The organism is Streptomyces solicamelliae (genome assembly GCF_045348655.1).
Taxonomy (GTDB): Bacteria; Actinomycetota; Actinomycetes; order Streptomycetales; family Streptomycetaceae; genus Streptomyces; species Streptomyces solicamelliae.
This window is the reverse complement of sequence record NZ_CP160404.1, coordinates 192,048-215,900: the sequence shown is the minus strand read 5'-3', so window position 1 is coordinate 215,900 and position 23,853 is coordinate 192,048. Positions and strand designations below refer to the sequence as shown.

24 protein-coding genes and 1 tRNA gene are annotated in these 23,853 nt (G+C 74.0%); 9 read left to right on the top strand and 16 right to left on the bottom strand.

All coding sequences use genetic code 11. From position 1 onward, the window contains the following. Positions 1–77: 77 nt before the first annotated feature. Positions 78–695 (bottom strand): hypothetical protein, encoded by a 618-nt coding sequence (locus ABZO31_RS01060; RefSeq protein WP_406858896.1) that lies wholly within the window; start codon positions 693–695, stop codon positions 78–80. A gap of 160 nt (positions 696–855) precedes the next feature. On the opposite strand from ABZO31_RS01060, the gene ABZO31_RS01055 reads away from it, so the two are divergent. Continuing rightward, entirely contained in the window at positions 856–1,641 is a 786-nt protein-coding gene (locus tag ABZO31_RS01055; RefSeq protein ID WP_406858895.1) for a glycoside hydrolase family 16 protein, read from the top strand. Here ABZO31_RS01055 and ABZO31_RS01050 read toward each other — a convergent pair. Continuing rightward, positions 1,553–2,146: a DUF2867 domain-containing protein gene (locus ABZO31_RS01050; protein WP_406858894.1), complete on the bottom strand. Its 594-nt coding sequence runs from the start codon at positions 2,144–2,146 to the stop codon at positions 1,553–1,555. The two genes, ABZO31_RS01055 and ABZO31_RS01050, sit on opposite strands and share 89 nt — an antisense overlap. Before the next feature lie 153 nt (positions 2,147–2,299). Between ABZO31_RS01050 and ABZO31_RS01045 the strand changes: the two genes are divergently transcribed. After that, on the top strand, positions 2,300–3,064 hold the full coding sequence (locus ABZO31_RS01045; RefSeq protein ID WP_406858893.1) for an SDR family oxidoreductase: 765 nt from the start codon (positions 2,300–2,302) through the stop codon (positions 3,062–3,064). 491 nt (positions 3,065–3,555) lie between these two features. On the opposite strand, the gene ABZO31_RS01040 is transcribed toward ABZO31_RS01045, so the two are convergent. Both ABZO31_RS01040 and ABZO31_RS01035 read right to left on the bottom strand, forming a co-directional pair. Then, on the bottom strand, positions 3,556–5,367 hold the full coding sequence (locus tag ABZO31_RS01040; protein ID WP_406858892.1) for a hypothetical protein: 1,812 nt from the start codon (positions 5,365–5,367) through the stop codon (positions 3,556–3,558). A 110-nt stretch (positions 5,368–5,477) separates the two neighbouring features. Further along, a tRNA-Arg gene (locus tag ABZO31_RS01035) sits at positions 5,478–5,549 on the bottom strand. Between the two features lie 147 nt (positions 5,550–5,696). On the opposite strand from ABZO31_RS01035, the gene ABZO31_RS01030 reads away from it, so the two are divergent. The 3 genes from ABZO31_RS01030 (at position 5,697) to ABZO31_RS01020 (ending at position 6,912) form a co-directional block, all read left to right on the top strand. Beyond that, the gene (locus ABZO31_RS01030) at positions 5,697–5,972 is read left to right on the top strand and encodes an isoamylase early set domain-containing protein (protein ID WP_406858891.1); all 276 of its coding nucleotides are present in this window, start codon (positions 5,697–5,699) and stop codon (positions 5,970–5,972) included. A gap of 63 nt (positions 5,973–6,035) precedes the next feature. Then, positions 6,036–6,521 carry a PadR family transcriptional regulator gene (locus ABZO31_RS01025; protein ID WP_406858890.1) on the top strand — a complete coding sequence of 162 codons (486 nt, stop codon included), beginning with the start codon at positions 6,036–6,038 and terminating at the stop codon, positions 6,519–6,521. Next, positions 6,493–6,912 carry a hypothetical protein gene (locus tag ABZO31_RS01020; protein WP_406858889.1) on the top strand — a complete coding sequence of 140 codons (420 nt, stop codon included), beginning with the start codon at positions 6,493–6,495 and terminating at the stop codon, positions 6,910–6,912. The genes ABZO31_RS01025 and ABZO31_RS01020 overlap by 29 nt, the downstream gene beginning before the upstream one ends. Before the next feature lie 17 nt (positions 6,913–6,929). On the opposite strand, the gene ABZO31_RS01015 is transcribed toward ABZO31_RS01020, so the two are convergent. The 3 genes from ABZO31_RS01015 to ABZO31_RS01005 form a co-directional block, all read right to left on the bottom strand. Beyond that, positions 6,930–7,454, bottom strand: a complete 525-nt coding sequence (locus ABZO31_RS01015; protein WP_406858888.1) for a VOC family protein — start codon at positions 7,452–7,454, stop codon at positions 6,930–6,932. Further along, positions 7,451–8,236, bottom strand: a complete 786-nt coding sequence (locus ABZO31_RS01010; protein ID WP_406858887.1) for a lysophospholipid acyltransferase family protein — start codon at positions 8,234–8,236, stop codon at positions 7,451–7,453. The genes ABZO31_RS01015 and ABZO31_RS01010 overlap by 4 nt, the downstream gene beginning before the upstream one ends. A 151-nt stretch (positions 8,237–8,387) precedes the next feature. After that, positions 8,388–9,488: an NADAR family protein gene (locus tag ABZO31_RS01005; protein WP_406858886.1), complete on the bottom strand. Its 1,101-nt coding sequence runs from the start codon at positions 9,486–9,488 to the stop codon at positions 8,388–8,390. A gap of 127 nt (positions 9,489–9,615) precedes the next feature. Here ABZO31_RS01005 and ABZO31_RS01000 point away from each other — a divergent pair, with 127 nt between their 5' ends. Next, positions 9,616–10,041: a nuclear transport factor 2 family protein gene (locus ABZO31_RS01000; RefSeq protein WP_406858885.1), complete on the top strand. Its 426-nt coding sequence runs from the start codon at positions 9,616–9,618 to the stop codon at positions 10,039–10,041. A 4-nt stretch (positions 10,042–10,045) separates the two neighbouring features. On the opposite strand, the gene ABZO31_RS00995 is transcribed toward ABZO31_RS01000, so the two are convergent. Together ABZO31_RS00995 and ABZO31_RS00990 are read right to left on the bottom strand one after the other, a co-directional pair. After that, the gene (locus ABZO31_RS00995; RefSeq protein ID WP_406858884.1) at positions 10,046–10,684 is read right to left on the bottom strand and encodes a DUF305 domain-containing protein; all 639 of its coding nucleotides are present in this window, start codon (positions 10,682–10,684) and stop codon (positions 10,046–10,048) included. 123 nt (positions 10,685–10,807) lie between these two features. Further along, complete coding sequence (locus ABZO31_RS00990; protein WP_406858883.1) at positions 10,808–11,260, bottom strand: DUF6153 family protein; 453 nt, start codon at positions 11,258–11,260, stop codon at positions 10,808–10,810. 170 nt (positions 11,261–11,430) lie between these two features. Here ABZO31_RS00990 and ABZO31_RS00985 point away from each other — a divergent pair, with 170 nt between their 5' ends. Both ABZO31_RS00985 and mgt read left to right on the top strand, forming a co-directional pair. Then, entirely contained in the window at positions 11,431–12,186 is a 756-nt protein-coding gene (locus ABZO31_RS00985) for a class I SAM-dependent methyltransferase (RefSeq protein WP_406858882.1), read from the top strand. A 91-nt stretch (positions 12,187–12,277) separates the two neighbouring features. Then, entirely contained in the window at positions 12,278–13,480 is a 1,203-nt protein-coding gene (mgt, locus tag ABZO31_RS00980; RefSeq protein ID WP_406858881.1) for a macrolide-inactivating glycosyltransferase, read from the top strand. 24 nt (positions 13,481–13,504) lie between these two features. On the opposite strand, the gene ABZO31_RS00975 is transcribed toward mgt, so the two are convergent. The 7 genes from ABZO31_RS00975 to ABZO31_RS00945 form a co-directional block, all read right to left on the bottom strand. Continuing rightward, positions 13,505–14,461: an immunity 49 family protein gene (locus ABZO31_RS00975; protein ID WP_406858880.1), complete on the bottom strand. Its 957-nt coding sequence runs from the start codon at positions 14,459–14,461 to the stop codon at positions 13,505–13,507. A gap of 145 nt (positions 14,462–14,606) precedes the next feature. Continuing rightward, complete coding sequence (locus tag ABZO31_RS00970; protein WP_406858879.1) at positions 14,607–17,609, bottom strand: hypothetical protein; 3,003 nt, start codon at positions 17,607–17,609, stop codon at positions 14,607–14,609. Continuing rightward, positions 17,609–19,471, bottom strand: a complete 1,863-nt coding sequence (locus ABZO31_RS00965) for an HSP90 family protein (RefSeq protein ID WP_406858878.1) — start codon at positions 19,469–19,471, stop codon at positions 17,609–17,611. The genes ABZO31_RS00970 and ABZO31_RS00965 overlap by 1 nt, the downstream gene beginning before the upstream one ends. Before the next feature lie 47 nt (positions 19,472–19,518). After that, positions 19,519–20,496: a hypothetical protein gene (locus tag ABZO31_RS00960; protein WP_406858877.1), complete on the bottom strand. Its 978-nt coding sequence runs from the start codon at positions 20,494–20,496 to the stop codon at positions 19,519–19,521. Positions 20,497–20,729: 233 nt separating this feature from the next. Further along, positions 20,730–21,686, bottom strand: a complete 957-nt coding sequence (locus ABZO31_RS00955; protein ID WP_406858876.1) for a sigma-70 family RNA polymerase sigma factor — start codon at positions 21,684–21,686, stop codon at positions 20,730–20,732. Positions 21,687–21,696: 10 nt separating this feature from the next. Further along, positions 21,697–22,899, bottom strand: coding sequence for an NAD(P)/FAD-dependent oxidoreductase (locus tag ABZO31_RS00950; RefSeq protein ID WP_406858875.1), 1,203 nt, complete (start codon positions 22,897–22,899; stop codon positions 21,697–21,699). Between the two features lie 107 nt (positions 22,900–23,006). Then, on the bottom strand, positions 23,007–23,465 hold the full coding sequence (locus ABZO31_RS00945) for a PaaI family thioesterase (RefSeq protein ID WP_406858874.1): 459 nt from the start codon (positions 23,463–23,465) through the stop codon (positions 23,007–23,009). On the opposite strand from ABZO31_RS00945, the gene ABZO31_RS00940 reads away from it, so the two are divergent. Beyond that, positions 23,355–23,813: a hypothetical protein gene (locus tag ABZO31_RS00940; RefSeq protein ID WP_406858873.1), complete on the top strand. Its 459-nt coding sequence runs from the start codon at positions 23,355–23,357 to the stop codon at positions 23,811–23,813. The genes ABZO31_RS00945 and ABZO31_RS00940 overlap by 111 nt on opposite strands. Positions 23,814–23,853: the final 40 nt, after the last annotated feature.

The following is a 23,853-nucleotide window of genomic DNA, read 5'->3' as shown; positions in this document are numbered from 1 at the left end:
TCCCTGCGCCCGTGGGCCGGCACCACACCGGCCCTGCACGAACGACGTTACGAGGGGGGTCTGACAGTCCCCTTCGGTCAGGCCCGTCCACCGTACTGCGCGGGCCCGGCGCCGAACGGCGGCAGGGCCTTGAACCCGTCGTGCAGTCCGAGGCCCGGGGTCAGACGCGCCAGCGTCGCGCGGACGCGGGTCAGCGGGTGCTGGGGGAACTGCGGGTCCCAGTGCTCGTGGTCGCCCATGTGGTACGGCAGACCGCCCGTCGTGTCCACGCCGTACGGGTGCGGGGCGAAGTACTGGTCCGGCCCCGTCTGCGCCATGACCATGGCCTCGCGCATCCCGGTCTGCCGGCCCTCCGCCGCCTGGACCTTCACCACCGTGCTGCACGTGGCCCGCGGGACCGTCCAGGAGCCGAGGAACACCTGGCCCTGGCCGTTCGGCCGGGGTACCTTGATCAGCTGGCGGACGGCGGGCACCGTGTCCACCTCGCCGATCACCGCCTCGATGAGGCCGCCGCCCGCGCGGGTGACCAGCCCGGCCAGCCCCTGCCGCAGCCGCTGCGGCTCGGCGAGCGTCGCGGGCAGGTCGGGGACGAGGTCGAAGAAGTGGATCGAGAGCACGAGGCCGTGGTCGTCGGTCCACACCCCCGGCTCCCGCTCCGTGAAGCCGGTGAGGTCCATGCGCGTGATCGGAGTCATGGCCCCATGATCGCCATGCGCGCGTCGAACACCGAATCGGGGGCGAGTTGGCGACCTCACGCCATCGGGTGACGGATCCGTGTAGCCGCCGGGGACGCGGGCAGGACCTTCGTGACCAGTGGATCATCACTGGACGAAACGTACGCCCGGGGGTACCGCCATGTCGTCCTTTCTCCCGACCGCCGAGCCGGTCTTCACCGCCGACTTCACGTCCACGCGGCAGTGGGTCGCCGGCCGTTCGTGGGCCTATCCCGACGGAGGCCCGGTCAACCCGGGCGACAACAAACTCGACCACCTGACAGCGGACCCGGACTACAGCCGCTCGGGGGTGTTCCGGGCGACGCGACGTGCCGACGGCCTGTGGGACACGGGACTGCTCACCACCGAGGGCAGCGAGGAGGGCTTCCAGGCACGCACGGGCGACATCCTGGAAGCCCGGGTCCGTCTCCCCGAAGAACTCGGAGCCTGGCCGGCGATCTGGACCTGGCGGGACGGTGGCCAGGAGATCGACGTCTTCGAGTATCACCCCGACAACCCCGACCTGCTGGAGCTCTCCAACCATGTGCGCCGGGCCCACCATTACCACCGCGACCCCGGCATCCGTCCCGGCGGCTGGGTACGCCTGCGCACGGAGTTCGGGGCCGACTCGGTGGTGTGGTCGGTCGACGACGTGGAGGTGTACTCCGACCGGCGCGGTGTCGGCCGCTCCTGGCACGCCTACCTGATCGTCAACCTCTCCGTCTGCGCGGGCCGTTACCATCCGAAGCCGGACCCGGAGACGACGGACATGTCCTACGAGGTGCGGGATCTGCGGGTGTTCCGCAGGGCGCGGTCACGCCCCGCGGCGCCGGAATCGGCTACCGCCGCTGTTCCCGCTCCCGCCACGCCGCCTCCCACCTCCGGGTCAGTGCCGGATAGACCAGGAGATAGCGAAAGGGGGCGATGAGGGCCATGTAGGCGCGGCCGAAGCGCCCGTTGGGCTTGACCAGCACCGCCATCCGCAGCTCGTGGTCGCCGTCGTCGCCCGGCGCCCAGCCGAGGTGCATGACCGTGTGCACGGTCTTGTTCGCGAGCTCGCGCGCGCACTCCTGGGGGAGTTCGTAGACGGGCTTGAGGGGCATCGCCGGGTCGTCCGGCCCCTGAGGCGCGGCCAGGAGGTCGTCCGGCAGACGGTCGCGCAGCGAGTCGACGCGCCGCCCGACACCCGCCTCCGGCCGGTCCCAGCCCAGCAGTGCGCCGAGCTTCCACCGCACGGCGAACAGGAAGCGGACCGGAAGGGACTGCCGGGTGAGCCCGCCGCCGGCGCGCATGGCGGCCAGCATCACGGGGAAGTCGTCGGGCCCCGCGCCCGGGGTCCGGAAGGACCACACGTCCTCGACCACGAAGTCGCGGGTGAGGTCGTGGATGCGCCAGGGCAGTTCGGTGTAGGCGGTCGTCGCGCGTCGGGACACGGGCGGTCATCTCCTCGTCCGGAACATCTATACGGTGCCGTATATCCGAGATGCCACGCTAGCGGATGTCACATTCGGGAGGCGCGCGGGGTCCTGTGAGAAGAAGGGGGCGCTCCAGAGGGGAGCGCACACATGGGAAGGGACCGAGACACCATGACGACCATCCTGGTCACCGGCGGCACGGGAACGCTCGGCCGCATCGTCGTGGAGCGGCTGCGGGACGCCGGGGAGCACGAGGTGCGGGTCCTCAGCCGCACCGCCCGGCCGTACGCGGTCGACCTGTGCAAGGGCGGCGCCGGCCTGGACGCCGCCGTCGCGGGCGTCGACACGATCGTGCACTGCGCCAGCGCGCCGAACGGCGGCGACGAGCAGGCGGCGCGGAACCTGATCGCGGCGGCCCGGCGGGCCGGGGTGAGACACCTCGTGTACATCTCGATCGTCGGCGTCGACCGGGTGCCGCTCGGCTACTACCGGGCCAAGCTCGCCGTCGAGCGGCAGGTCGAGCAGTCGGGCCTCGGCTGGACGGTGCTGCGGGCGACGCAGTTCCACGACCTGCTGATCCGGCTGTTCCAGGCCCTGGCGAAGCTGCCGGTGATGCTCGTCCCCGCGGGCGTCTCCGACCAGCCCGTGGAGGTGGCCGAGGTGGCCGACCGGCTGGCCGAACTGGCCCTGGCCGCACCGGCCGGCCGCGTCGAGGACCTGGGAGGTCCCGAGGTGCGCGGCCTCGACGACCTCGCCCGGTCCTACCTCGGGGCGACCGGCCGCCGTCGCCCCCTGGTCCGCCTCCCGCTGGCCGGCAAGGCCTACCGGGGCTTCCGTTCCGGCGGCCACCTCGCCCCCGCACACCGCGTGGGCAAGGGCACGTTCGACGACCACCTGGCGACCCGCCTCGGCGCAGGTCCGGCACGAGGGAGGTGAGCAGCCGCCGGCAGTCAGCGTCCGGCTACCGGACCCCGGTCAGCAGCCAGTGGCGGTTCGTCGTCCAGCCGAGGAGGCGGTGCGCGCGACCGTCGTCCGCCGAGCCGTCGGGGGCGAAGCTGCCGCCTGCCGCGACCAGGTGCAGGCCCGCCAGGGCGGGGGCGAGTCGGCCGGCCACGTGGGCGGGGTGACGGGACGTCTCGGCGGTCAGGGCGGTCACGGTGCGCGCCTGGGTCTCCGCGTCGCAGAGGGACAGGGCGAAGAGCATCTGGCGCCAGGCGTACGCCGCGTCCTTGACCGTCGGCAGCGGGCGCGGGTGGCCCTGCAGACGGGTCGTCAGGCGGCAGACCGTGGTGAAACAGCGCAGGGCCAGGCCGTCCCAGCCGTCCGGCCCGGGGTCGATGCCCACGCGGTGGACCAGGGTGGCCAGGTTGTGCGTGGTGAGGATCTGCGCCTGCTCGATGATCATGCCGTTGCCGGCCACCGACCAGTCATGCGCGTCGGAGTCCTGGCCCGCGCGCGTCGTGCACCACTCGGCGAAGTGCGGCGCGACGTGCGGGACGCGGGTGCGCATCGCGTTGCGGCCGGCCTCGGCCACGGCCGCGTTGCGCACGGCGGTGTAGTCGATGCCGTAGTACCGCTCGTACAGCGTGCCGCGCAGCAGTTCGGCCGCGATCCGTGCGGCCTGCAGGAACTTGGAACTGAACGTGCCCATGAAGATGTCCGCCGCCAGCTCCTCCACCAGCGGCGCCCGAGGTCGGCCTGCCGTGCGAGGACGGAGAGTTCGCGGACCAGCGGGTTGGGCAGGATCGTGCCCGGGAAGCCGCGTACCGCCGTCTCGCCCAGCTCGCGCAATGCCTCCATGGCGCCGTCCGCGCCGTCCCCCCGCGCCGCCGCGACGGCGCGACGGCGCGCACCCACGGCAGTTCCTCGACACGGACCTGGTGCTCCAGGTTCAGCAGTAGCAGCGAGCGCCGGTTGCGGAACGCCCGGTAGTGCGCGGCCATCAGCGTGCGCAGCGCCCCGTCCGGGTACGCGCCGGCCGTCGTCGTCGCGACCAGCTGCGGCACCAGCTCCGCCAGCACCTCGGCGGACGGCACCACACCACGCTCCACCAGCGTGGCGGGCGGCGCGCTGAGGGTGGCCTCCACTGTCCGGATCACCGCCTGCGGCAGCGCCGTGCCCGCCCGTACGCCGGACTCCTCGGCCTCCCGCTCGCTCACGTCCGCGACCAGCGGGCCGAGGTCCTCGGCGCCCGAACCCTGCGGCAGCGCGGCGAGCCGGCCGGCCACGACCGCCGCCACCTCGGCATGCCCGGGCAGCGCCGCCTGCGCGGCCTGCACCCGGCGCAGTTCACCGTGCCGCTCCGAGCCCGGAAGCCCGCGACGGCGCACCATCGCCTCCGCCGCCGTGCGGACCAGGCCGAGCCGGCGCGGGTCGAGGGGCCGTCCGGCCGCACACTCGATCAGGGCCGCGATCAGGATGCCCGTGTTCCCCTTGGGGTCCCGGTGCTTGCGGCAGCGGGTGTGCGTCGCGGCGAGAGCCCTGTACCGCGCGAGCAGCGCGCCACCGCGCGCGTACCAGCCCGCCTCGGGAAGCCGCGTGAACACGCGGCCCTCGTCGGCCGTCTCCAGCCAGTGGGCGAGAAGTTCGTCCGCGAACGGGTTCCAGACCGTCAGCGCCTCGCGCTGCGTCTCCACCGCCTTGTTCGGCGTCCGGCGTTCCAGCGCACCGCGCGCCTCGCCGACCGTCCGGCGGTGCACCGCGCCGGTGCCGTCCGCGCGGGTCGTGGCCGGGCGCGGCAGGAACCGCAGCGTGTCCGCGTACGGCGCCAGCACCTCGACCAGCTCGGCCGCCGCCGCGACCTCCCCCGCCCGCACCAGCCACGCCACCGTGAGCAGCGCGGCCTCCTCCGGCACCGCCACTTCGTAGCAGCCGCTGTCGAGCAGCGCGCCGAGCGCTTCCAGACCGGGCTCCGTCAGGCCGTGGGCGAACAGCGCCCCGCGCGTCGCCGCCACACCGAACCGCCGCGCGTACTCCTCCTCGTACGGCTGGACCGGGCCCCCGGCGCCCGCCTCGCCGGTGGCGAAGCCGCCGCGGACCACCTCGGGCGTCACCCACGCGGGCAGCCCGGCCACCGGGGTCCGCGAGCCGATCGTCAGCCGGCCTTCGGCGATCCCGGTGAGCACGGCGCGCCAGCGCCGGCCGCGCTCGGCCGCCCGCCCGCGCGTGGCGGCGTCGGGGTGACGCACGGCGGTGGCCAGCGCCTTCGCCAACTGGTCCGCCGCATAGGACGGTGCCACGGAAGGCCCCACGGAAGGCGCGACGGCAGGCGCCACAGGAGGCGTCACGGTCGCCGCCGCGGCGGGGGCGTCGGTCGCGGAATGCTGCTGCTCAGCGTCGTCGTTCATAGCCGACGTGGCGGGTTCCGCCCCCGCGCCCTCCGGGTCCGGAGCCCGGCGCTCTGCTGCTGAGCTACACGTCGATGTCCCGGACCCTAGGGCCACCGCCCCGGCCGGCTCAACCGGAATTCCGGCGCCGCCGTCGGCCGTGTCGGCGTCCCGCGCGGGCGCCCGGGGAGCAGGATGGGCCCAGGCCTCCCGCCCGTCGAGTCGACAGGAGTCGCACCGCCATGCTCGAACGCAAACAGCGGAAGAACCGGACCGAGATCACCTTCGTCCTCCCCGCCGATGTTCCGCCCGGCCCCGTCAGCGTCGTCGGCGACTTCAACGACTGGGACCCGTACGCCCACCCGCTGCGTGTCCGCGAGGACGAGACTCGTGCCGTGACGGTCGCCCTGCCCCGGAAGAGCAGCCACTCCTTCCGCTATCTCGCGGCCGGCGACTACTGGTTCAACGACGAGTCCGCCGACGGCCAGGACGGCCCCAACAGTCGCGTGCACACCTGACCGTCCCGCCCGGGCCCTCGCCGGCAGGGGATTCCCGGCCGGGGCCCGCGACACGGTCCCGGCATGGCTGAAGTCCGGTTGACCACACCCTCGTACCTCGTCCTCGGCATCGTCGACAAGCTGGGCGAGGCCACTCCGTACGACGTCAAGGGGGAGGCCGCCCGGACCGTCGCGCCGTTCTGGTCGATGCCGCACGCGCAGGTGTACGCGCAGTGCGACCGGCTGCTCGAAGCCGGGCTGCTGTCCGAGACACGCCAGCCCGGCGGGGGGAACCGGCGGCTCATGAAGCTCACCGACACGGGCCGCGCCGAGCTGAAGGCCTGGCTCGACGACGCCTCCTTCGTCCCCGTCGAGGCGCGCGAACGCGGCATCCTCAAGCTCTGGTTCGGAGCGGACCCCGACACCCTCGCCCCCGCGCAGCTCGACGAGCACCGCCGCACCCTCGCCGAGTACGAGGGTCTCGCGGAGAGCGTCGGGGACCTGCTGACGGAACCGCCGTCCGGCCGCGCCCCGCGCAGCGGTGACCGCGCCGATACCGGGGTGGAATAAGCCGTTCCTGGCCGTGCTCGGCGCGGGCTGGCTCGGGATCGGCGCGGGGCTGCTTTTTCTGCCGGGCTTCTGGGCGGACTTCGTGCCCTGGACCGTCGGCCGTGCCGACGCCCAGGGCCTCGGGGTGGGGGGCCTGGCCCTCGGCGCCGGAGTCCTCGGCTCCCTCGCCGAGGACGACCTCGCCCGCGTGCGCCCGGCACTGATCGCCGTCCCCGGCGTGGCGGTGGCGGCCGTCCTGGTGCTCGCCGTCCACGCGCCGCAGGTCGACTGGACGTCGGGACCGGGCTTCTCCCTGGCCTCGCTCCTCACCGGCCTGCTCTCCACCGGCCTGATCGGCGAGTGGATCCGCCGGCGCGCGACGACCGGACGAGGACCTGCGGCCGTGGCCTAGGGGGTGTCTGACACCCCCTAGGACGCCGGGCGGCGCGGCGGACTGGCCACGCCCTTCCGGCGGCCGCTCAGTTCGGCGTCGAGGGTCTCCTGCGCCACGCGCATCGACTCCGCGTACTTCGGCTCGGACATGCGCTTCCAGGCGACGTCCGGGTCGACGTCCTCGGTGCGGCTGCTGACCCACCAGATGTTGCCGAACGGGTCGCGGACCCGGCCGCCGCGGTCGCCCCAGGCACTGTCGGCGACCTCGGTGACGACCGTGGCGCCCTGCGCGACGGCGGCGGCCACGGCGGCGTCCGCGTCGGGCACGTAGACGCGGAGCAGCGAGGGCATCCGCGGCCAGTCCGGGCGCCGGTCGAAGGCGAGCACGACGGTGTCGCCGACGCGGATCTCGCCGTGCCCGATGGTGCCGTCCTCGACGGGCACCCGCGCCAGCTCCTCGCCGCCGAACGCGGCGGTGACGAAGTCGAGCAGGGCGCCGGTGTCGTCGGTGACGACCCAGGGAGCGACGCTGGTGTAACCCTCGGGTGCGGTGCGGTTCATGACCGTCCTTCCTGCCGTGCGAAGCGGACGTCATGACCGTAGGACGGAACGAGGTCGGATCCTGACCTAGAAGCGCGGGCATCGGCCGGACGGGCGAGATGGGCGCAGGTGGACGGGTGACCGTCGCCGCACATCGGCAGGCGCGCCCGCCGGTGGGCGGCCGACTGCCAGGCCGTGGTGACGGCCTGCCGGGCGAGCCGGGTCGCGGCCGCGGCGTCCGCCGGCAGGTGCGCCGGCACCCCGACGTGCACATGCAGGCGGGGGCGCCGCAAGGGCGCGGTGAGCAGTCCGGCGAGCTGCTTGGCCGTGCTGCCGGAGGTGATGCGGCGGGCGCCGGCCTGGCCCAGCGGCACCAGCGGCACGCCGGCGGCGGCCGCCAGCCGGGCCGGACCGGTGCGGAACTCCTCCGGCGGCGCGTCCGCCGAGTCCGGGCGGTCCGGGATGCGGCCCTCGCCGTACACCAGGACATGACGTCCGGCGCGCAGCGCCGCCTCGGCCACGGCCAGCGCGTCGGCGGCCCGGTCCGTGCCGCGGTACACGGGCACGTACCCCTCGCGCGTCAGGGCGCGGCCGAGCAGCGGGATCCGCCACAGCCCCGCCGCGCAGAGCACCACCGGTTCCGCCCCCATGCGGCGCAGCGCGGCCAGCACCACCGCCGGGTCGGCGAGGCTGGTGTGGTTGGCGACGATGACCGCGCCGCCCTCGGGCAGCCGCGGAATGTCCGCGGAGACGGTGAGCCGGCCCACGACGGGCACGAGAGCGGCGGCGAGGCGACTGAGCACGGGGAGGACTCCTGGCTGGTGCGGGCGGCGTGACGTTCCTCCATCGTCGGCCGCCGAGGCCCGCGCCGCCTGGGTGCGCGTACTCAACTGCCGACGCCCGCCCGGCCCATGACGCCTGAGTACCTGCCCCCGGGGAACCGGGGGCGGGCGGTCACGCCTCGTTGTGCAGACCCGCCCTGGTGAGTTCGAGCAGCCGCCCCATCCAGTTGCGGGCGGCGCCGTGGGAGCCCCAGAAGTCCGAGAAGGGGGCGCCGTAGAGCAGCGTGGCGTCGTCCGTCGCCAGCAGGATCGCGGCCAGGTCCGGGTGCTGGTCGTACTTGGCGTGCAGCAGGCGCGTCATGACGGCGAGACGTCGGCGCTCCCAGCCCTCCCGGCGTGGAGCCTCGGCCGCCAGATGCTCGGCCGCGGCCGGGCTGCCCGCCGCGGCGACCGCGTCGTGGTCCTCCGGATCGGCGACCGACTGCGCCCAGTAGGCGTGGGTGACCGTCGGGTACGTGACGCCGTCGACGACGATCGGGGCGGGGTACTCGTTGAACAGCGCCTGGAGCCCAGGGTCGGCGGTGTGCCGGATCGGGTACCTCTGGCGCAGCGGGATCGCCGGGGCGTGCGGGGTGGCGGGGCCGTCGGCCGGGACGCGGGTGTCCCTCTCCGCCATCCGCCGGGCGCGCTCCTCGAAGTAGCCGATCGCCTCGTCGTACTCCGCCTGCTCGACGGGCTCGTCGGGGAAGTCCGGCGACGGGCCGCCCGGCCCCGCGACCAGGACCTGGAGGGGGATGTCCCTGCGGTCCATGTCGCCGAGCGCGAAGCGGCGCCGCGTCTCAGGGATCGCCAGATACGCCTCGCGGACCGCGGCCCGGTTCTCCTCCGTGCGGTCGGCGAGGAAGACGTCCACCGCCGCCAGGCAGCGGCCGGTCGAGTCGGGGCGGCCGTTTAGCTGGTCCACGGTGTCCCGGACCTCGCCCATCATCACGTCGGGGGTGAGCCCGGTCTCCGGCTCGGTGAACGTCCACGCGGCCAGGCCGTGTGCGGACGCGTGTCCGCCCTCGGGCAGTTCGGTGGCGACCCAGCCGCGGCGGAGCTTGTCGTGGAACTCGTCGAGGGTGACCAGTTCCCAGCAGTCGACCAGCCCGTCGGCGTAGACGAACAGGTCGGTGAGGAAGTAGGTGTCAGCGTTGCGGATGAACGCGGGCCGCCAGGTCCCGGGTATGCGGACGCCGTCCGCCTCGCGATGGATGAGCCGATTGCCGATCATGACGTGGATTGTGCCGTACGGCGGCTCCGCGCCCGCTCCCCGGTCGGGCCTTGTCAGGCCGCGCGCGACCCCTCTACCCTGCATCGCACCTATTCAATTTGTTGGGTAAGTCGAGCGAGGGGTCCCCATGCATCCGTTCCGCACCGCGGTCGAGAACCGCGACGCCGCCGCCATCGAGGCGCTGCTCGCCGACGACGTCGTCTTCACCAGCCCGGTGGCGTTCAAGCCGTATGCGGGCAAGGCGATCACCGCGGCGATCCTGCGCGGCGTCATGCGCGTCTTCGAGGACTTCACGTACGAGCGCGAGATCGCGAACCCGGACGGTCGCGACCACGCCCTCGTCTTCACGGCCACCGTCGCCGGCCGGCGGATCCAGGGCTGCGACTTCCTGCACTTCGACGACGAGGGCCGGATCGACGACTTCACCGTCATGGTCCGCCCGCTCTCCGCCGCCCAGGCGCTCGCCGAGGCCATGGGCGCCCAGTTCGAGCAGATCGCCCGGGAAGCCGCGGAGACGGGACCGCGCGCTGCGGCCCCGTCCCCGCGCGGCTAGCCGGTCAGGACTTGCCGAGCAGCTTGTTCATCTGGGCGATCTCGGCCGACTGGGAGGTGATGATCGCCCCCGCCATCGTCTTGGCCTCGGGGAAGGCGCCCTGTGCCTGTTCCGTCTTCGCCATCGTCACGGCGCCCTCGTGGTGCTTGATCATCAGCTCCATGAAGGCCGTGTCGAAGGCCTTGCCCGAGGCGGCCTTGAGCCCTTCCATCTCCGCCGTGGTCATCATGCCGCCCATGCCGTGGGAGGAGTGGTCCACGGCTCCCGCGGCGGGCATCTGCTCGCCCCACGAGGTCAGCCAGCCCGAGAGGGTCCTGATCTCGGGGTCCTGCGCCTTCTTGATGTCCGCGGCCAGCTTCTTCACGGCCGGGGACTCGGCGCGGGTGGGCGCCAGATCGGCCATCTCCACGGCCTGACGGTGGTGCGGGATCATCCCCTGCGCGAAGGCGACGTCGGCCGCGTTCTGCTGGCCCGGCGCGGCGGACGCCGGTGCGGACGGGGAGGAGGTGGCGGCGCCGTGGCCGCTGTGACCGTTCGTGCTGCTGTCGGCGTCGTTCCCGCCGCAGGCGGCGAGGACGAGGGCGGCGGCACCGGCCGCGACGACGGCGGCGGCACGACGGACGTGGGAACGCTTGCTGCTCATGCGGGTGCAACTCCTAGCCGCGCAGCCGGGCCACCGGCGTGCGCGCAGTACGGATTCACGGATGAAGGGACGCCTCGGAGCACGGCCCGTCGCAGCAGGGCGAGGCGGGCCGCGCGGGCGGCTCTAGATCCGCAGGAGTTGCAGTTCGGCGAGGTCGGGCGGCGCGCGCCCGCTCACGGTGGACGCCGGCGGCGTACCGACGGTGGCGGCCGTCACGGAAAGGTCCGTCAGGGCGGCGGCGAGCGCCGGAGGGGCGTACGAGGCGCTCACCCCGGCCGCGGCGCAGGTCGCGTCCGCGTGCTCCGCATGACCGCCGCCCGAATCGTGCGAGCAGCCGAGAGTCTCGGGGGCCGAGTGAGGCGCACGAGACGCGTGATTCGAATGCTGAGATACGTGACCCGACGGCGGCTGACCGTGGTGACCGGCCTGGACCGCGCCGGTCGTCGCCTGTCGCACCGCGCCCTGCGCGGGCGACAGGGCGTGCATGCCGAGCAGTCCGGTGAGCACGACCAGCACCAGCAGCACGAGTCCGCGCCCGGCGGGGCGGGGGCTCGTCGGCCGGTCGGCGAAGGTCATGACGTTCATCGTACGGGGCACCGGCCGCCGTCCCGCTGCCGGACTGGTCCGTTCGCCGGAGGCGCGTCGGCGGAGTGCCGCCGGCACCCCGCCCGATCTCTCGTGGAACAGCAGGGCACCGGCCAGCAGTTCCGCGTCCGTCACGGGCTGCGTTCACGCAGAATCGTCTGATGACGCCCACGACACCGGCCTCGCAGGCCCTCTCCTTCGACACCGCCGCCGCCCTCTACGCCGCCAACCGCCCCTCCTATCCGCCCGCCCTGTTCGACGCCGTCGAGGAGCTCGCCGGGCGCGCGCTGGCGGGGGCGCGCGTCGCGGACGTCGGGGCCGGGACCGGGCTGGCGACCGCCCGCCTCGTCGAGCACGGGGCCCGGGTCGTCGCGGTCGAGCCCGGCGCCGGGATGGCCGCCGAGTTCCGTCGCGCCCTGCCCGGCGTGCCGCTCGTGCTCGGCGACGGCAACCGGCTGCCGCTCGCCTCCGGCTCGGCCGACTTCGTCACGTACGCGCAGTCCTGGCACTGGACCGACCCGCAGCGGTCCGTCCCGGAGGCACTGCGCGTGCTGCGCCCCGGCGGCGCGCTGGCGCTCTGGTGGAACGACTCCGACGTCACGGTTCCGTGGATCGCCGACCAGGACGCGCGGGTGCGAGGGCTCTTCGGCGTGGACGTCCGCGAGACCGACCCCCTGGTCCGGTTCCGCCGTCTGACGACCGAGCTCGACTTCGGCACCCGCCAGGTGGCGTGGAGCCGCAGTGTCCCGCTCGACCGGCACCTCGCCAATCTGGCCAGTCACTCGGCCTTTCTCATGCTCGGCGAGCAGGGCACGGCGGAATTCCTGGCCGCGGAGCGCGCGTTGCTGACCGCGGTCTTCCCGGACGGGACGGTGGAGGAGCGGTACGTGGTCTCGCTGGGGGTCGCCAGGCGCTGACCCGCGCCGGCCCTTACGCCCGCCCGGCGGGAGGGCCGGCCTGTCCGCAAACCGTTAGACGATACGGTCCGTCTCGTGTAGCGTCTCTCGTATGACGACCGCACCCCGCTCCCACATCGCCATGTTCTCCATCGCCGCCCACGGCCACGTGAACCCCAGCCTGGAGGTCATCCGCGAACTCGTCGACCGGGGTCACCGGGTGAGCTACGCGATCCCCGCCTCCTTCGCCGACAAGGTCGCCGCGACCGGCGCCACGCCCGTCGTCTACGACTCCACCCTCCCGACCGACGACGACCCGGACGCCTGGGGGACCGAACTCATCGACAACATCGAGCCGTTCCTCGACGACGCGATCCACGTCCTGCCGCAGCTCGCCGCGGCCTTCGACGGCGACCGCCCGGACCTGGTGCTGCACGACATCACCTCGTACCCGGCCGCCGCCCTCGCCCACGGGTGGGGCGTCCCCGCCGTCTCCCTCTGGCCCAACCTCGTTCCCTGGGAGGGGTACGAGGAGGAGGTCGCGGGACCGATGTACGCCGAGCTCAGGACCTCGCCGCGGGGCAAGGCGTACTACGCGCGCTTCGCGGACTGGCTCGCCGGCCACGGCATCCACACCGACCCCGACCGCTACGTCGCCCGCCCGCGCCGTGCCGTCGTCCTCATCCCCGAGGCCCTCCAGCCGAACGCCGACCGGGTCGACCGCTCCGTGTACACCTTCGTCGGCGCCTGCCAGGGCGAACGCGCCGACCAGGGGGAGTGGCAGCGGCCCGCGGACGCCGGGAAGGTGCTGCTGGTCTCCCTCGGCTCCGCCTTCACCAAGCAGCCCGACTTCTACCGGGCCTGCGTCGAGGCCTTCGGCGGCCTCGACGGCTGGCACGTCGTGCTCCAGATCGGCAGGTTCGTCGAACCGGCCGAGCTCGGCGACGTGCCGGACAACGTCGAAGTGCGCTCCTGGGTACCGCAGTTGTCCGTACTGAAGCAGGCCGACGCCTTCGTCACGCACGCCGGCGCGGGCGGCAGCCAGGAGGGGCTGGCCACCGGCACCCCGATGGTCGCCGTCCCCCTGGCCACCGACCAGTTCGGCAACGCCGACATGCTCCAGTCCCTCGGCGTGGCCCGCCATCTGCCGATGGACGAGGTCACCCCCGACCGCCTGAGGGAGGCCGTCCTCGCGCTGGTCGACGACCCGGAGGTGGCCCGTCGCGGCCGGGAGATCCAGGAGCGGATGGCCGGCGAGGGCGGCACCCGCCGCGCCGCCGACCTCATCGAGGCGGAACTGCCCACCCGGTCGTAGCACGGGTGCGGCGGACCGCCGGGACTACTTGGCGTGCCACACGCCGAGGTTGTTCTCGCCGGACTCCGCCGCCCGCTGCAGCGCGTCCGTCGTACCCAGGAGCGCCTGCGGCAGGTACACGGAGCTGATGCCCGGCTCCCAGCCGTGCACCTGCACCGCGAGGGCGGCCAGGGCGAGCGTGTCCATCGGCAGCAGCGTCCGCGGGGCGGGGTCCGCGCCCACGCTCTCGCGGTGCTCCACCAGCCGGGCCGCCAGGGCCTGTTCGAAGGCGGCCCGGTCGTCGTCGAGCAGGACCCGCAGCAGCCGCTGGTCCGCCGTCAGCTCACCGGCCGCGTCCAGCAGCCGGGCCGCCTCGGCGCGCTCCTCGGCGTCCGGCTTGCGCAGGGTGACGGTCGGCCAGTCGCGCGGCAGATGCCCGCTCGACTCGGCGAGATAGAAGCAGAGCGCGTCCATCGCGGCCGTGCCGCCCGGGTCCTCCGGCGGCGTGAACCTCGAGTACGGCGCGCCCTTGTGGATCTCGGGCGCGCAATCGCCCCGCAGCAGCAGACCGACGACCTTCTGCCAGTCCGCCATCAGACCGCCGACCAGGGACACCGCGAACACGTCGAGCCAGGTACGGGCCGACGGCGGCTCGTCGACGACGTCGCGGAAACACATCTCCTCGCTGGTGAGCGTCTGGTTCAGTGCCAGCGGGAAGCGGAGCTCCTGGTCGCCGTCGGGCCAGCAGGCGAGGCTCATCAGGCCCAGATGGCACTCCGCCGCCGTCAGCAGGGCGGAGCGCGCGGTGTCGTCGAGCGCCGGGTCCTGCAGGGCGCGCGCGGCGACGTGGTCGAGCAGCTCGTCGGCGAACTCCCGCAATCCGGCAGGGGAGAAGGAGCCGTAGCGCATGGAGTGCCAGCGGGCCCATGCCCGGTCCTCGATGCCCTCCAGAGCCTGGGCGATGCGCTCCTCGCCGACCTCGTGATGCGCCACTACCTGCACGGTTTCGTCCCCTCGTGATCGTTCCACCGGATGCCGCACGCTACCAGCGCGCACTGACACTCCCCGTAACGCGCCCCGGGCCCGGCCGTGTTGCACGGCCGGGTCCGGGGCCTCCGGCATCGGAGCGGTCCTGACGACCGGGCGGCTAGCGGGACATGTAGTCCTGTCGCAGGGCGTCCAGGATCTGCGCCGCCTCCGGGAGCCCGGCCTTGCGGCAGCGTGCCGCCGCCGTCGTCAGCCGGGCGATGGCCTCCTTGTACCGGCCCAGCATGTTGCCCTCGATCAGCGCGGCGACCCGGACCGCCTCGGCCCGCGGCGTCTCGCCGTCCTCGCCGCCCTGTTCGTGGCTGAGAACGGCGGCCTCCGCCGCGGCGAGGGCCTCCTCGGGCCGCTCCGCCTGCGCCAGGACACGGGCCCGGCGGTAGTGCACCGTGCCCCGCTCGAACCACGGCACGAAGTCCTCCGTGCCCGCCGGCACGGCGTCCGCGAGCGCGTCCGCCTCCGCGAGATGCCGCAGCGCCGTCTCCAGGCCCTCGGGGCCCTGCTCGTTCATCACCAGACGCGCGAACTCGCACATCATGTGGGCCATCAACGACGGGTTCGGCGCCTTCGCGTGCGCCGCGAGGGCCCGCCCGTACGCCGTGCCCGCCGCGTCCCAGCGGTCCGCCAGCGCCAGCGCGATGGCGGTGTCCGCCGCCACCATCGTCTGGATCGGCGCGTCGTCCTCCCAGCCGGCGGTCGCGTCCGCGAGCCGCACGAACTCCTCGGCCGACGGCAGGTACTCCTCCAGCTCCCGCAGCCCGCGGGCCAGCGTCAGCCGGGCCTGGGCGACCATCCGCTCGTTCAGCGCGGCCGCCGACTCCTCGGCCACCAGCGACTCCAGGACGGCCACACCGTCGGCGTGCTGACCCGTCCGCATCAGGACGTCCACCAGCTGCAGCCGCACATCGGCGGCCTCCTCCGCCTCGCCGGCCTGGTCGTACCGCGTGGCCGCCTCCGACAGGTGGCGCACCGCGCCCGCGAAGTCGCCCAGGTGCGAGACCGCGTGGCCGAGCATCGCGTACGTCGGCGCCACCGGGAAGTCCACGTCGTCGTACCGCACCGCGTCCGCGAGCGCCTGGTGCAGCAGGTCCACCGCCTCCGCCTGCCGCTCCTGCGCCAGCAGGATCTGCGCGAGCAGGGCCCGGGGCCGCGGAGCGCGCCACGGCCGGCCGGCGGCCTCCAGGTCCTGCAGCGCCGCACGCAGCTCCGCCTCGGCGTGCGCGAAGTCGCCGTGCCGGGCGGCCACATCGGCCGCGAACTGCCGCGCGTTGGCGACCTGGTGCGGCACGGCCAGCCGCTCCGCCTCGGCGCGCAGCGCGCGCACGCACGTCTCGAAGCGCGCGAGGGCCGCGGGGGAGGGCTCGGGACCCCCGCGCCCCAGCTCCCGGTAGGCCGCGTACGTGCGGGAGTAGAACACCGCGAGGTACGCCAGCTTGCGCTCCTGCTCCAGGTCCTCGCCGGACGCCGCCTCCGCCGCCCCGAGCGGCTCGCCCGTGAACGGGGCCTCGGACCGCAGCTTCTCGGCCTCGGGCAGCAGTGCGTCGAGGGCGTCACGGAGGGCGTCGGCGTCCAGGCGCACGGCCTCCACGGAGGCGCCCGTCTCGCCGCCGTCCTCCTCCTCGGCCGGCTGGTTCGTCCAGGCGAGGCCCCGGGCCCGCGCCGACAGCGCCTGCCACGGCATGCCGATCCGCTCGTACAGCTCCGCCGCCCGCCGCATCTCGACGGTCGCCTCGTCGTCGCGGTCGCCCATGGCCAGCTCGCCCGCCCGCTGCTCGGCGAGCTCCGCCCGCAGCAGCTCCTCCGGACCGATCCGGTCGTCGTGCACCGTGCTGCCGTCGGCCAGCCGCTCCGCGATCCGGTTCCACAGCCGGGTGTCGCCCGGGTGCCCCGAGTTCGCCATCCGCCGGGCCTCGCGCACCAGGGCGACGAAGTCCTCCGGTACCTCCACGACGGCGGCGGACACCGCCACCGGGGCGGCCGCCGGGGCCGCCGGCCGGGCGACCGACGTCCGCAGCCCCAGCGGCAGCGGCGCGTCGAGCAGCGGACGCTGCGCCAGCCGCTCCCGGCGGCGCTCCCCGACCGCGCTGGTGCCGTTGCGCGCGTCGAACGCCGCGGTGAGCCGGTCCGCCTCGGCGCGGACGTGCGCGAGCAGCTCGTCCGCGGTCCAGTTCCGCCCCGGCGGGCCCGCGACGACCGTGTCGGGGTGCCCGTCCTCGACGATCCGGGCGAGCAGCAGCTCCACACCGGTGAGGAAGTCCAGATGGGCGTGCGGTGCGCCGGTCGCCTCGAACAGCGGCCGGTTCTCGGCGAGGATCTCGAGCCCGCGGCCCTCGTTGCGGGACAGGACGCAGAACTCCAGGTGCCGGCCGACCCACGCCTGCATGCCGGTGTTGCCGCGGACCCGGCGGTAGCCGGTCAGGTGCTGCGAGCGGGCCTCGTCGAGCCGGCCGGTGCGCAGCAGCGCCGCCAGCGCGAGCGCCTGGCTCATCTGCGGCTCCTCGGCGCAGCCGATCGCCCCGTCGAGTACTGGCCGCAGCGTGTCGAGCGCCGTGGTGTCGGCACCCCCGTCGATCTGGTGCGAGGCCAGATGGCGGGTCTCGCACGCTTCGCAGTCGCTCAGCTCGGTGCGCGGCCGGGTGACCCACAGGTCGTACGCGTCGGCCACGCCGACACCCGTGTGGGACGCGACGTGGTAGCGCATCGCCGCCACGGGCTGCATGCCGTGCTCGGCCTTCTCGTACCGGCGGCGCATCTCGTCGATCCAGCCGTGGATCGAGGCCAGCGGCACCTCCGGCACGTCGAGCAGCGAGGTCGCCACCCACTTGAAGCGCCAGTAGATCTGGTGCGCCTCCCACTCGCTGAATTCCTCGGGAGACTCGTCCCACAGCTTCAGCAGCCGGCCGAAGACCACCGGCGACTTGCGGTACTCGCCGGTGAACTCGTACGCCGTCATCAGCTCGAGCAGGGCCGTGACCAGGACGTCCGGCTTCTCGAACTGCCCGGCCGCCTCGACGAGTTCCTCGGCGGCGACGGTGCGCTGCATGCCGTGCGGGCGGTCGTGGTTCTCACGCAGCGCCTCGACCACGGCCTCGGGGGTGTCCAGCATCAGATGTCCTTCCCGGGCCCGACGCCGTCCGCGTCCGTGCCGGCGTTGTGCATGGCGTGGGTGAGCAGGCCGATGAAGGCCCGGTTCAGCAGGGCGCTCTCGCTCGCCTTCAGCGGGCGGCGGCTGAGCAGCAGGGCCTGCCCGTACAGCGCCTCGGCGGTGGTCACGGCCAGACCGCGCTCGGCGATCGTGATCGCCTGGCGGACCAGCGGGTTGAGGTGGTTCAGGACCAGCTGGGCGCGCGGCGTCTCGTTCCGCAGCGAGCCCAGGATGTCCGCCCACAGACCGTCGCTCTCGGCGGCCAGGCTCGACCGGGTCCGCTCATGGCGCGCCTCCCGGTTGTCGAGCAGCAGCGCCGGCGCGGTCACCGGCTGGAAGTCGCGCAGCACGACGTCGCAGTCGTGCACGGCGATCGTCTCGCGGGCGACGGCGAGGAACGCCGCCGCGCGCAGCTCGGCCGTCGGGTCCACCGCGTCCAGATGCGCGGTGACCGTGGCCGGGTCGAGGTCGCCCACCGACGTGCCCGGACGGATCTCCGGCAGACGGTGCACCAGGTCGCGGTCGTACGTGTAGCCACCGTTGACCACGCCGAGCCCGGCCGCCGCCGCGATCGGGGCGACCTGACGGAACTCCTCGACGCTCCGGGTGACCAGCAGCGTCGGGTGCGTCCGCGCGAACTCCTCCAGCGTGACGTTGCCGTCGGTGGTCTCGAACGGCAGCCACGGCAGCACCACCCGCAGCAGCTCGTCGTCGTACCGGGCGAGCGCCTTCACCGCCAGGTGGTGCGTGTCGATGAACCGGTGCAGCAGCGCCGGGTCGCTGGCCGCGAGCCCGGTGAGCCAGTCACGGATCCGCTCGCCGAGGGCGTCGCGTACGGCGGACAGCGTGCCGTCCTCGTACAGCGACTCGCGCGAGGCCGTCGGCCGCAGGCTCGTGGTGTCGACGACGCAGCGCACGAAGAACGCCCAGTCCGGCAGCAGTTCGGGCGCCTGGTCGGTGAGCAGCATGCCCTTCAGGTGTACCCGGTGACCGGCCCGCTGCGCCGGGCTCACGGGCGTCGGCAGTACGTACGCGACACCGCGCAGCCCGGCCGCCGGCAGGTCGAGGTCGATGCTGTCCAGCGGCGTGAAGTCGAACAGGTCGCGGCAGTACGCGGTCAGCGCCTCGCGACGGGCGAGCGGGGAGCGGTGCGTCTGCTCCCACGGCGGCGCGTCGTTGATCCGGGTCTTCTCCCCCTGCGGGTCGACGACGGTGACCTCGTACCGCAGCAGGCTGCCGAAGTGCCGGGCCAGCTCGACGACCTGCCGGGGGCGCGTCCACTCGGCGTTGTCGGCCCGCGGCACGAGGCGCACGGTGGTGCCCGGCTCCGGCACGGCCGACGCCGGCAGCGTACGGATCGTGTACCGGCCGTCGGAGTGGCCGCGCCACTCGACCGCGGGCGCCGCCGGGTCGGCCGCGGACCGGCTGAGCACGGTGATCTCGTCGGCCACGACGAAGCAGGCCAGCAGACCGATGCCGAACTGGCCGATGAACTCGCCGCGGGCCGCGTCGAGTCCGGCCCCGTCCAGGGCGCCCTCGGCGGTCCGCTTGGAGCTGCGGCCGATGGTGGCGAGGAAGCGGTGGACATCGGCCTCGGTCAGACCGATGCCGGTGTCCGTGACGGTGAGCGTGTCACCGGTTCGCACGGTGATCGACCCGGGAACGCCCGGGTCGACGGCCTGCCGGGCGGTGATGGCGTCCACGGCGTTCTGCAGCAGCTCGCGCAGATAGACCCGGGGGCTCGAGTAGAGGTGGTGGGAGAGCAGGTCGACCAGGCCGCGCAGGTCGACCTGGAAGGTGTGGGCGGTCTCGGACGGTGACACCGGACGGAATCCTTCGCGAAAGGGGACGGAACTCGGCACGCCTGGGGTCAGCGCCCGGCGGAGGAGCGGTGCTTGCGGTAGGCGGCGACGGGGTCGGAGCCGTTCAGGTACTGCCACGGGGACTCCGTGACGCGGCCCTCCGTCGCCTGGAAGCACTCACGGGCGGAAGCCCGGTCGCCGGCCAGCGAGAACGCCATGGCGAAGCTGTTCAGCACGCCGAGCCAGGCACCCTCCCGGACGAAGTCCGGGTGCCGGTACGAGTGGTCGGCGGCCTGCCGCAGCGACTGTGCCACGTCCGGGCGGCCGATGTACGCGGCGTCCGGCCCCGATTCGAGGGACAGCCACTCCTCGATGTGCGCGTCCGCCACCAGCCCGCCGAGGAGCGTGCCGCCGGGAGCCTTGAGGGCGGACTCACGGGCGAAGGCGTGCATCTCCTCGTGCGAGCCGCCCCACTTCTTGCAGATCTGCTGCAGCTGCTGCTCGTGCGCCCCCAGGTGGTGCGGGTCGCGGCGCACGGTCGCCTCGAACCGGCGGCGCGCCGTGACCTGCCCGACCTGAAGTCCGCGGCCGGAGATCTGCAGCGCGTACCAGGGCGAGGTCCAGCCCGGCTCCCGCTCGGCCGCCTCGTACAGGTACTCCTCGGCCTGGCGCAGCCTGGAGTGGAACACCTCGAACTGCTCGCGCGAGACGTTCTTCGCGTACCCGGAGGTCCGGGCCTCCCAGCCCCAGCTGATGTACCGGATGCCCGCCACCGTCCGCGCCAGCGCCGACTCGGGCTCCGCCTCCAGCACCTCGCCGATCCAGCGCTCCACCCCGGCCGTGTCGGCGACGGTCCACAGCAGCCCCGTACGGTCCTGGCTCTCCGGGCGTGCCTCGAGCACGCTCCGTACGGTGCCCCAGTCCGCCGCGGCGGCAGCCGCCCGCAGCTGTGCCACCTCGGGCTTGTCGTCGCCCTTCACCAGCCGCGCTTCCGGCCGGCCGGACCATCGTCCCAGCGTGAGCCCCCAATCACGGAGCAACGCCATGTCCCCACCCCTTGGTGTTCTCGAACGGGGAGGCAGATGATCACCCCCCTCGTGGAGGTAGTGACTATCACGCGCGACTGACATTCGCACATCTGTTTAGTGGCCACTGAGTCAGGGTGCGTCTCCCGGTACCGGCTCGCGGCCGTCCTGGTCACGCAGGGCGCAGTGCCGCCCCCGACTGCCCATCCGGCCAGGGCGACAGCACGAGGGCGGGCAGGGGGAGGGGCGACGGGTCACCACTCGGCGACGAGCGGCGTGTCCGGTGCCTGCCGGCGCCAGACTTCGGCGAGTCGGGCGAGGCGGGCGGGGGCGGCGATACCGCGCACGGTGGCGATCCTGCCGCCGGCGAGGTCGAACGTCACCGCGCCGATGACCCGGTCGCCGAGCACGAAGAGGAACGCGGGCGCGCCGTTGACGAACGCGTAGTGGACGGCGGGCGTGCCGCCGGCCAGTCGCCGTTTCGCGGCGGTGGGTTTCAGCCCGGCCCGTGTGACGGCGGCGATGCGCTGCGGACTGTCGAACCGGAGCAGCTGCGCGGCCGTGCCGCCGACGCCGTCGGAGACCCCCGTCGCGTCGTCGGTGAGCAGCGCCACCAGCCGTTCGGTACGCCCCGAGGAGGCGGCGGCGAGGAACTCCTCGACGATCCTGCGGGCGTCGGCCGGATCGACCTCGCTGCCGCGGCGGCGCGCGGCGGCGACGCGGTTCCGGGCCCGGTGCAGGTGCTGCTGGCTCGCGGACTGGGTCACGTCGAGGATCTCGGCGATCTCGGCGTGACTGTACGAGAACGCCTCGCGCAGGACGTAGACGGCCCGCTCGACCGGCGACAGACGCTCCATCAGCGTCAGCACGGCCAGGGACACCGATTCGCGCTGCTCGAAGGTGTCCGCCGGGCCGAGCATCGGGTCGCCGTCGAGCAGCGGTTCGGGCAGCCAGGCGCCGGCGGTGCGTTCGCGGCGGGCCTGCGCCGAGCGGAGCCGGTCGAGGCACAGGTTGGTGACGACCTTGGTCAGCCAGGCCTCCGGCACCCGGATCCGCTCGCGGTCGGCGGCCTGCCAGTGCAGGAACGCGTCCTGCACGGCGTCCTCGGCGTCGGCGGCGGAGCCCAGCAGCCGGTACGCCAGCGAGGCCAGCCGGTTCCGGCCGGCCTCGAAGCGAGCGGTGCCGAAGCGATCGGCGACGGTGTCGTCCACGTGCTTCACTCTAGACGCGCGCCGTGGCCGGCGACGCGACCGCGTGTTCGGCGGTCACGTGGTGCCTGCGCTTGGGCAGGCCGAAGGTCGGGTGCGAGGTGGCCCACAGCGACATCCTGAGGATGCCGGACTTGATTCGCGCGGCCTTCCGCCCGCCCACGTACTTCGGCTTCGCCCGCCCCTCGGCGTCGACCGGCTGCAGGACCCCGTCCCGCCGCCCGAAGCTGATGTGGTTGCCGACGTACTCCAGCTTGGTGCGCGGGATCGTGCGGCCGGTGAGGCGTCCCACGATCGCGCTCACCGCCTGCGCGCCGGTGTAGCCGGCCGAGGCGCAGGACATCGGCAGCGGCCGGCCGTTGTCGCCGAGGGCGTAGGCGCTGTCCCCGACGGCGTAGACGTCCGGGTGCGAGACGGACCGCATGACGCGGTCGACGACGATCCGGCCGTCCTGGGTGACGTCCAGCCCGGCGGCCGCGGCGACGGGGCTGACGGCGAAGCCGGCTGTCCACACCGTCGCGTCGGACGCCAGGACGCTGCCGTCGGCGCACAACACCCGCGCGGCTTCGACGGCTTCGACCTCGGTGTGCTCCAGGACGGTGACGCCCAGCCGGCCGCAGGCCCGGCGCAGGTGGCTGCGGGCCCCGTCGGAGAGCCGGGCGCCCAGCTCACCGCGGGCGATCAGCGTCACCGACAGCCCGGGCCGGGACTCGGCGATCTCGGTGGCGGTCTCGATTCCGGTCAGCCCGTCACCGACGACCACCACGTCCCCGCCCCGCCCCGCGGCGCCGAGGCTGTCCAGCCTCTCCCGCAGGCGCAGCGCGGAGGGCCGGCCGCTGATGTCGAAGGCGTACTCGGCCGCGCCGGGGACACCGTGGACGGCGCCGTGACTGCCGAGCGCGTAGAGCAGCGTGTCGTACCCGACCTCGGCCCCACCGCCGGCATCGGCGACCTCCACGACCCGCCGCTCGGGGTCGACCCCGGTCACCCGGCCCAGCCGCAGCCGAATCCCCGTCCCCGCGAACACGTCCGCGAGCCGCGGAGCCGCGACCTCCTGTCCGGACGCCAGCTGATGCAGCCGCATCCGCTGAACGAACTCCGGCACGGCACTGACCACCGTGATCTCCACTGCCTCGGCCACCAGCCGCCGCGCCAACGACCCAGCCACGTGCGCTCCGGCATACCCGGCCCCGAGAACGACGATGCGATGCTTCATGACCAGCTCCTGTCGTCTGCCTGCTCTTGCTGCTTGAGCGGGACAGCGCCGTCGTTCCTGACAGAAGATGAATGTGACCTGGGTCACACCGGCGAGGGCGAGTGGGGTCAGTCCGTGGGCCGGTTGATGCGGATCAGGGTCTGCTGGCCGTTGGCGACCAGTGTGCGTGCGCCGTCGGCGCCGACGCCGTAGACCTCCAACTGGCAGACGGTCAGGGTGCGTCCGGACTTCAGGACGGTGCCGATCGCCTCGAGGTGGTCGCCGGCGGCGGGGGCGAGGAGGTTGATCTTGTACTCGACGGTGAGGACGTCGGCGTCCTCGGGGAACACCGTGAGCGCGGCGTAGCCGCCGGCGCTGTCCGCGATCGCGCTGGTGGCGCCGACGTGGACGTAACCGTGCTGCTGGCTCACCTCGGGGCGGGCCGGGAGGACGATGTGGACGCGTCCGGGGCCGATGTGCGCGAGGCGCGCCCCGAGCGTGGCCATCAGGCCCTGCCGGTCGAAGCTGTCCTGGACGCGCTCCTGGACGGAGGGGCTCGCCTGCTCCCGCGGTGTCCGGTCTGCCATGGACGTGCTCCCTTCGGGTCCGTGTCGAACCTCGTCGGCGATCATCATGGCATCGGGGCGGCGGGTGACGGCCGGGGCGGGCGAGGGGGCACTCGCCGGACTGCCCGGCGGGACGCCCCCCCCGCGCTCGTGGCCGCGGCCGAGGTCTTCGCGCAGGGGGAGACCCTGCCGGCCGACTCGCTGCGCGCCCGCGTCGCCGACACGGAGCGAGCCGCGCAGGTGGCGACGCTCGTCGTCGCCGCGACGGACGGCGCCATCGCCCTGTGCCGCGCGAGCCGCGACACCGCGCCCCTGGACCGTACGGCCGCCCAGCTCCGCGCGGTGGTCGCCGACGCGGTGGACGGCTGAGCGGAGGACGATCGGCCGGCTCACCGGCCCGGCCCCGCAG

Bases quoted from the DNA above. Each gene is read 5' to 3' on its own strand.
- ABZO31_RS01060 (WP_406858896.1), bottom strand. From the start codon at position 695: ATGACTCCGATCACGCGCATGGACCTCACCGGCTTCACGGAGCGGGAG.
- ABZO31_RS01055 (WP_406858895.1), top strand. From the start codon at position 856: ATGTCGTCCTTTCTCCCGACCGCCGAGCCGGTCTTCACCGCCGACTTC.
- ABZO31_RS01045 (WP_406858893.1), top strand. From the start codon at position 2,300: ATGACGACCATCCTGGTCACCGGCGGCACGGGAACGCTCGGCCGCATC.
- ABZO31_RS01030 (WP_406858891.1), top strand. From the start codon at position 5,697: ATGCTCGAACGCAAACAGCGGAAGAACCGGACCGAGATCACCTTCGTC.
- ABZO31_RS01025 (WP_406858890.1), top strand. From the start codon at position 6,036: ATGGCTGAAGTCCGGTTGACCACACCCTCGTACCTCGTCCTCGGCATC.
- ABZO31_RS01015 (WP_406858888.1), bottom strand. From the start codon at position 7,454: ATGAACCGCACCGCACCCGAGGGTTACACCAGCGTCGCTCCCTGGGTC.
- ABZO31_RS01005 (WP_406858886.1), bottom strand. From the start codon at position 9,488: ATGATCGGCAATCGGCTCATCCATCGCGAGGCGGACGGCGTCCGCATA.
- ABZO31_RS01000 (WP_406858885.1), top strand. From the start codon at position 9,616: ATGCATCCGTTCCGCACCGCGGTCGAGAACCGCGACGCCGCCGCCATC.
- ABZO31_RS00995 (WP_406858884.1), bottom strand. From the start codon at position 10,684: ATGAGCAGCAAGCGTTCCCACGTCCGTCGTGCCGCCGCCGTCGTCGCG.
- ABZO31_RS00990 (WP_406858883.1), bottom strand. From the start codon at position 11,260: ATGACCTTCGCCGACCGGCCGACGAGCCCCCGCCCCGCCGGGCGCGGA.
- ABZO31_RS00985 (WP_406858882.1), top strand. From the start codon at position 11,431: ATGACGCCCACGACACCGGCCTCGCAGGCCCTCTCCTTCGACACCGCC.
- mgt (WP_406858881.1), top strand. From the start codon at position 12,278: ATGACGACCGCACCCCGCTCCCACATCGCCATGTTCTCCATCGCCGCC.
- ABZO31_RS00970 (WP_406858879.1), bottom strand. From the start codon at position 17,609: ATGCTGGACACCCCCGAGGCCGTGGTCGAGGCGCTGCGTGAGAACCAC.
- ABZO31_RS00960 (WP_406858877.1), bottom strand. From the start codon at position 20,496: ATGGCGTTGCTCCGTGATTGGGGGCTCACGCTGGGACGATGGTCCGGC.
- ABZO31_RS00950 (WP_406858875.1), bottom strand. From the start codon at position 22,899: ATGAAGCATCGCATCGTCGTTCTCGGGGCCGGGTATGCCGGAGCGCAC.
- ABZO31_RS00945 (WP_406858874.1), bottom strand. From the start codon at position 23,465: ATGGCAGACCGGACACCGCGGGAGCAGGCGAGCCCCTCCGTCCAGGAG.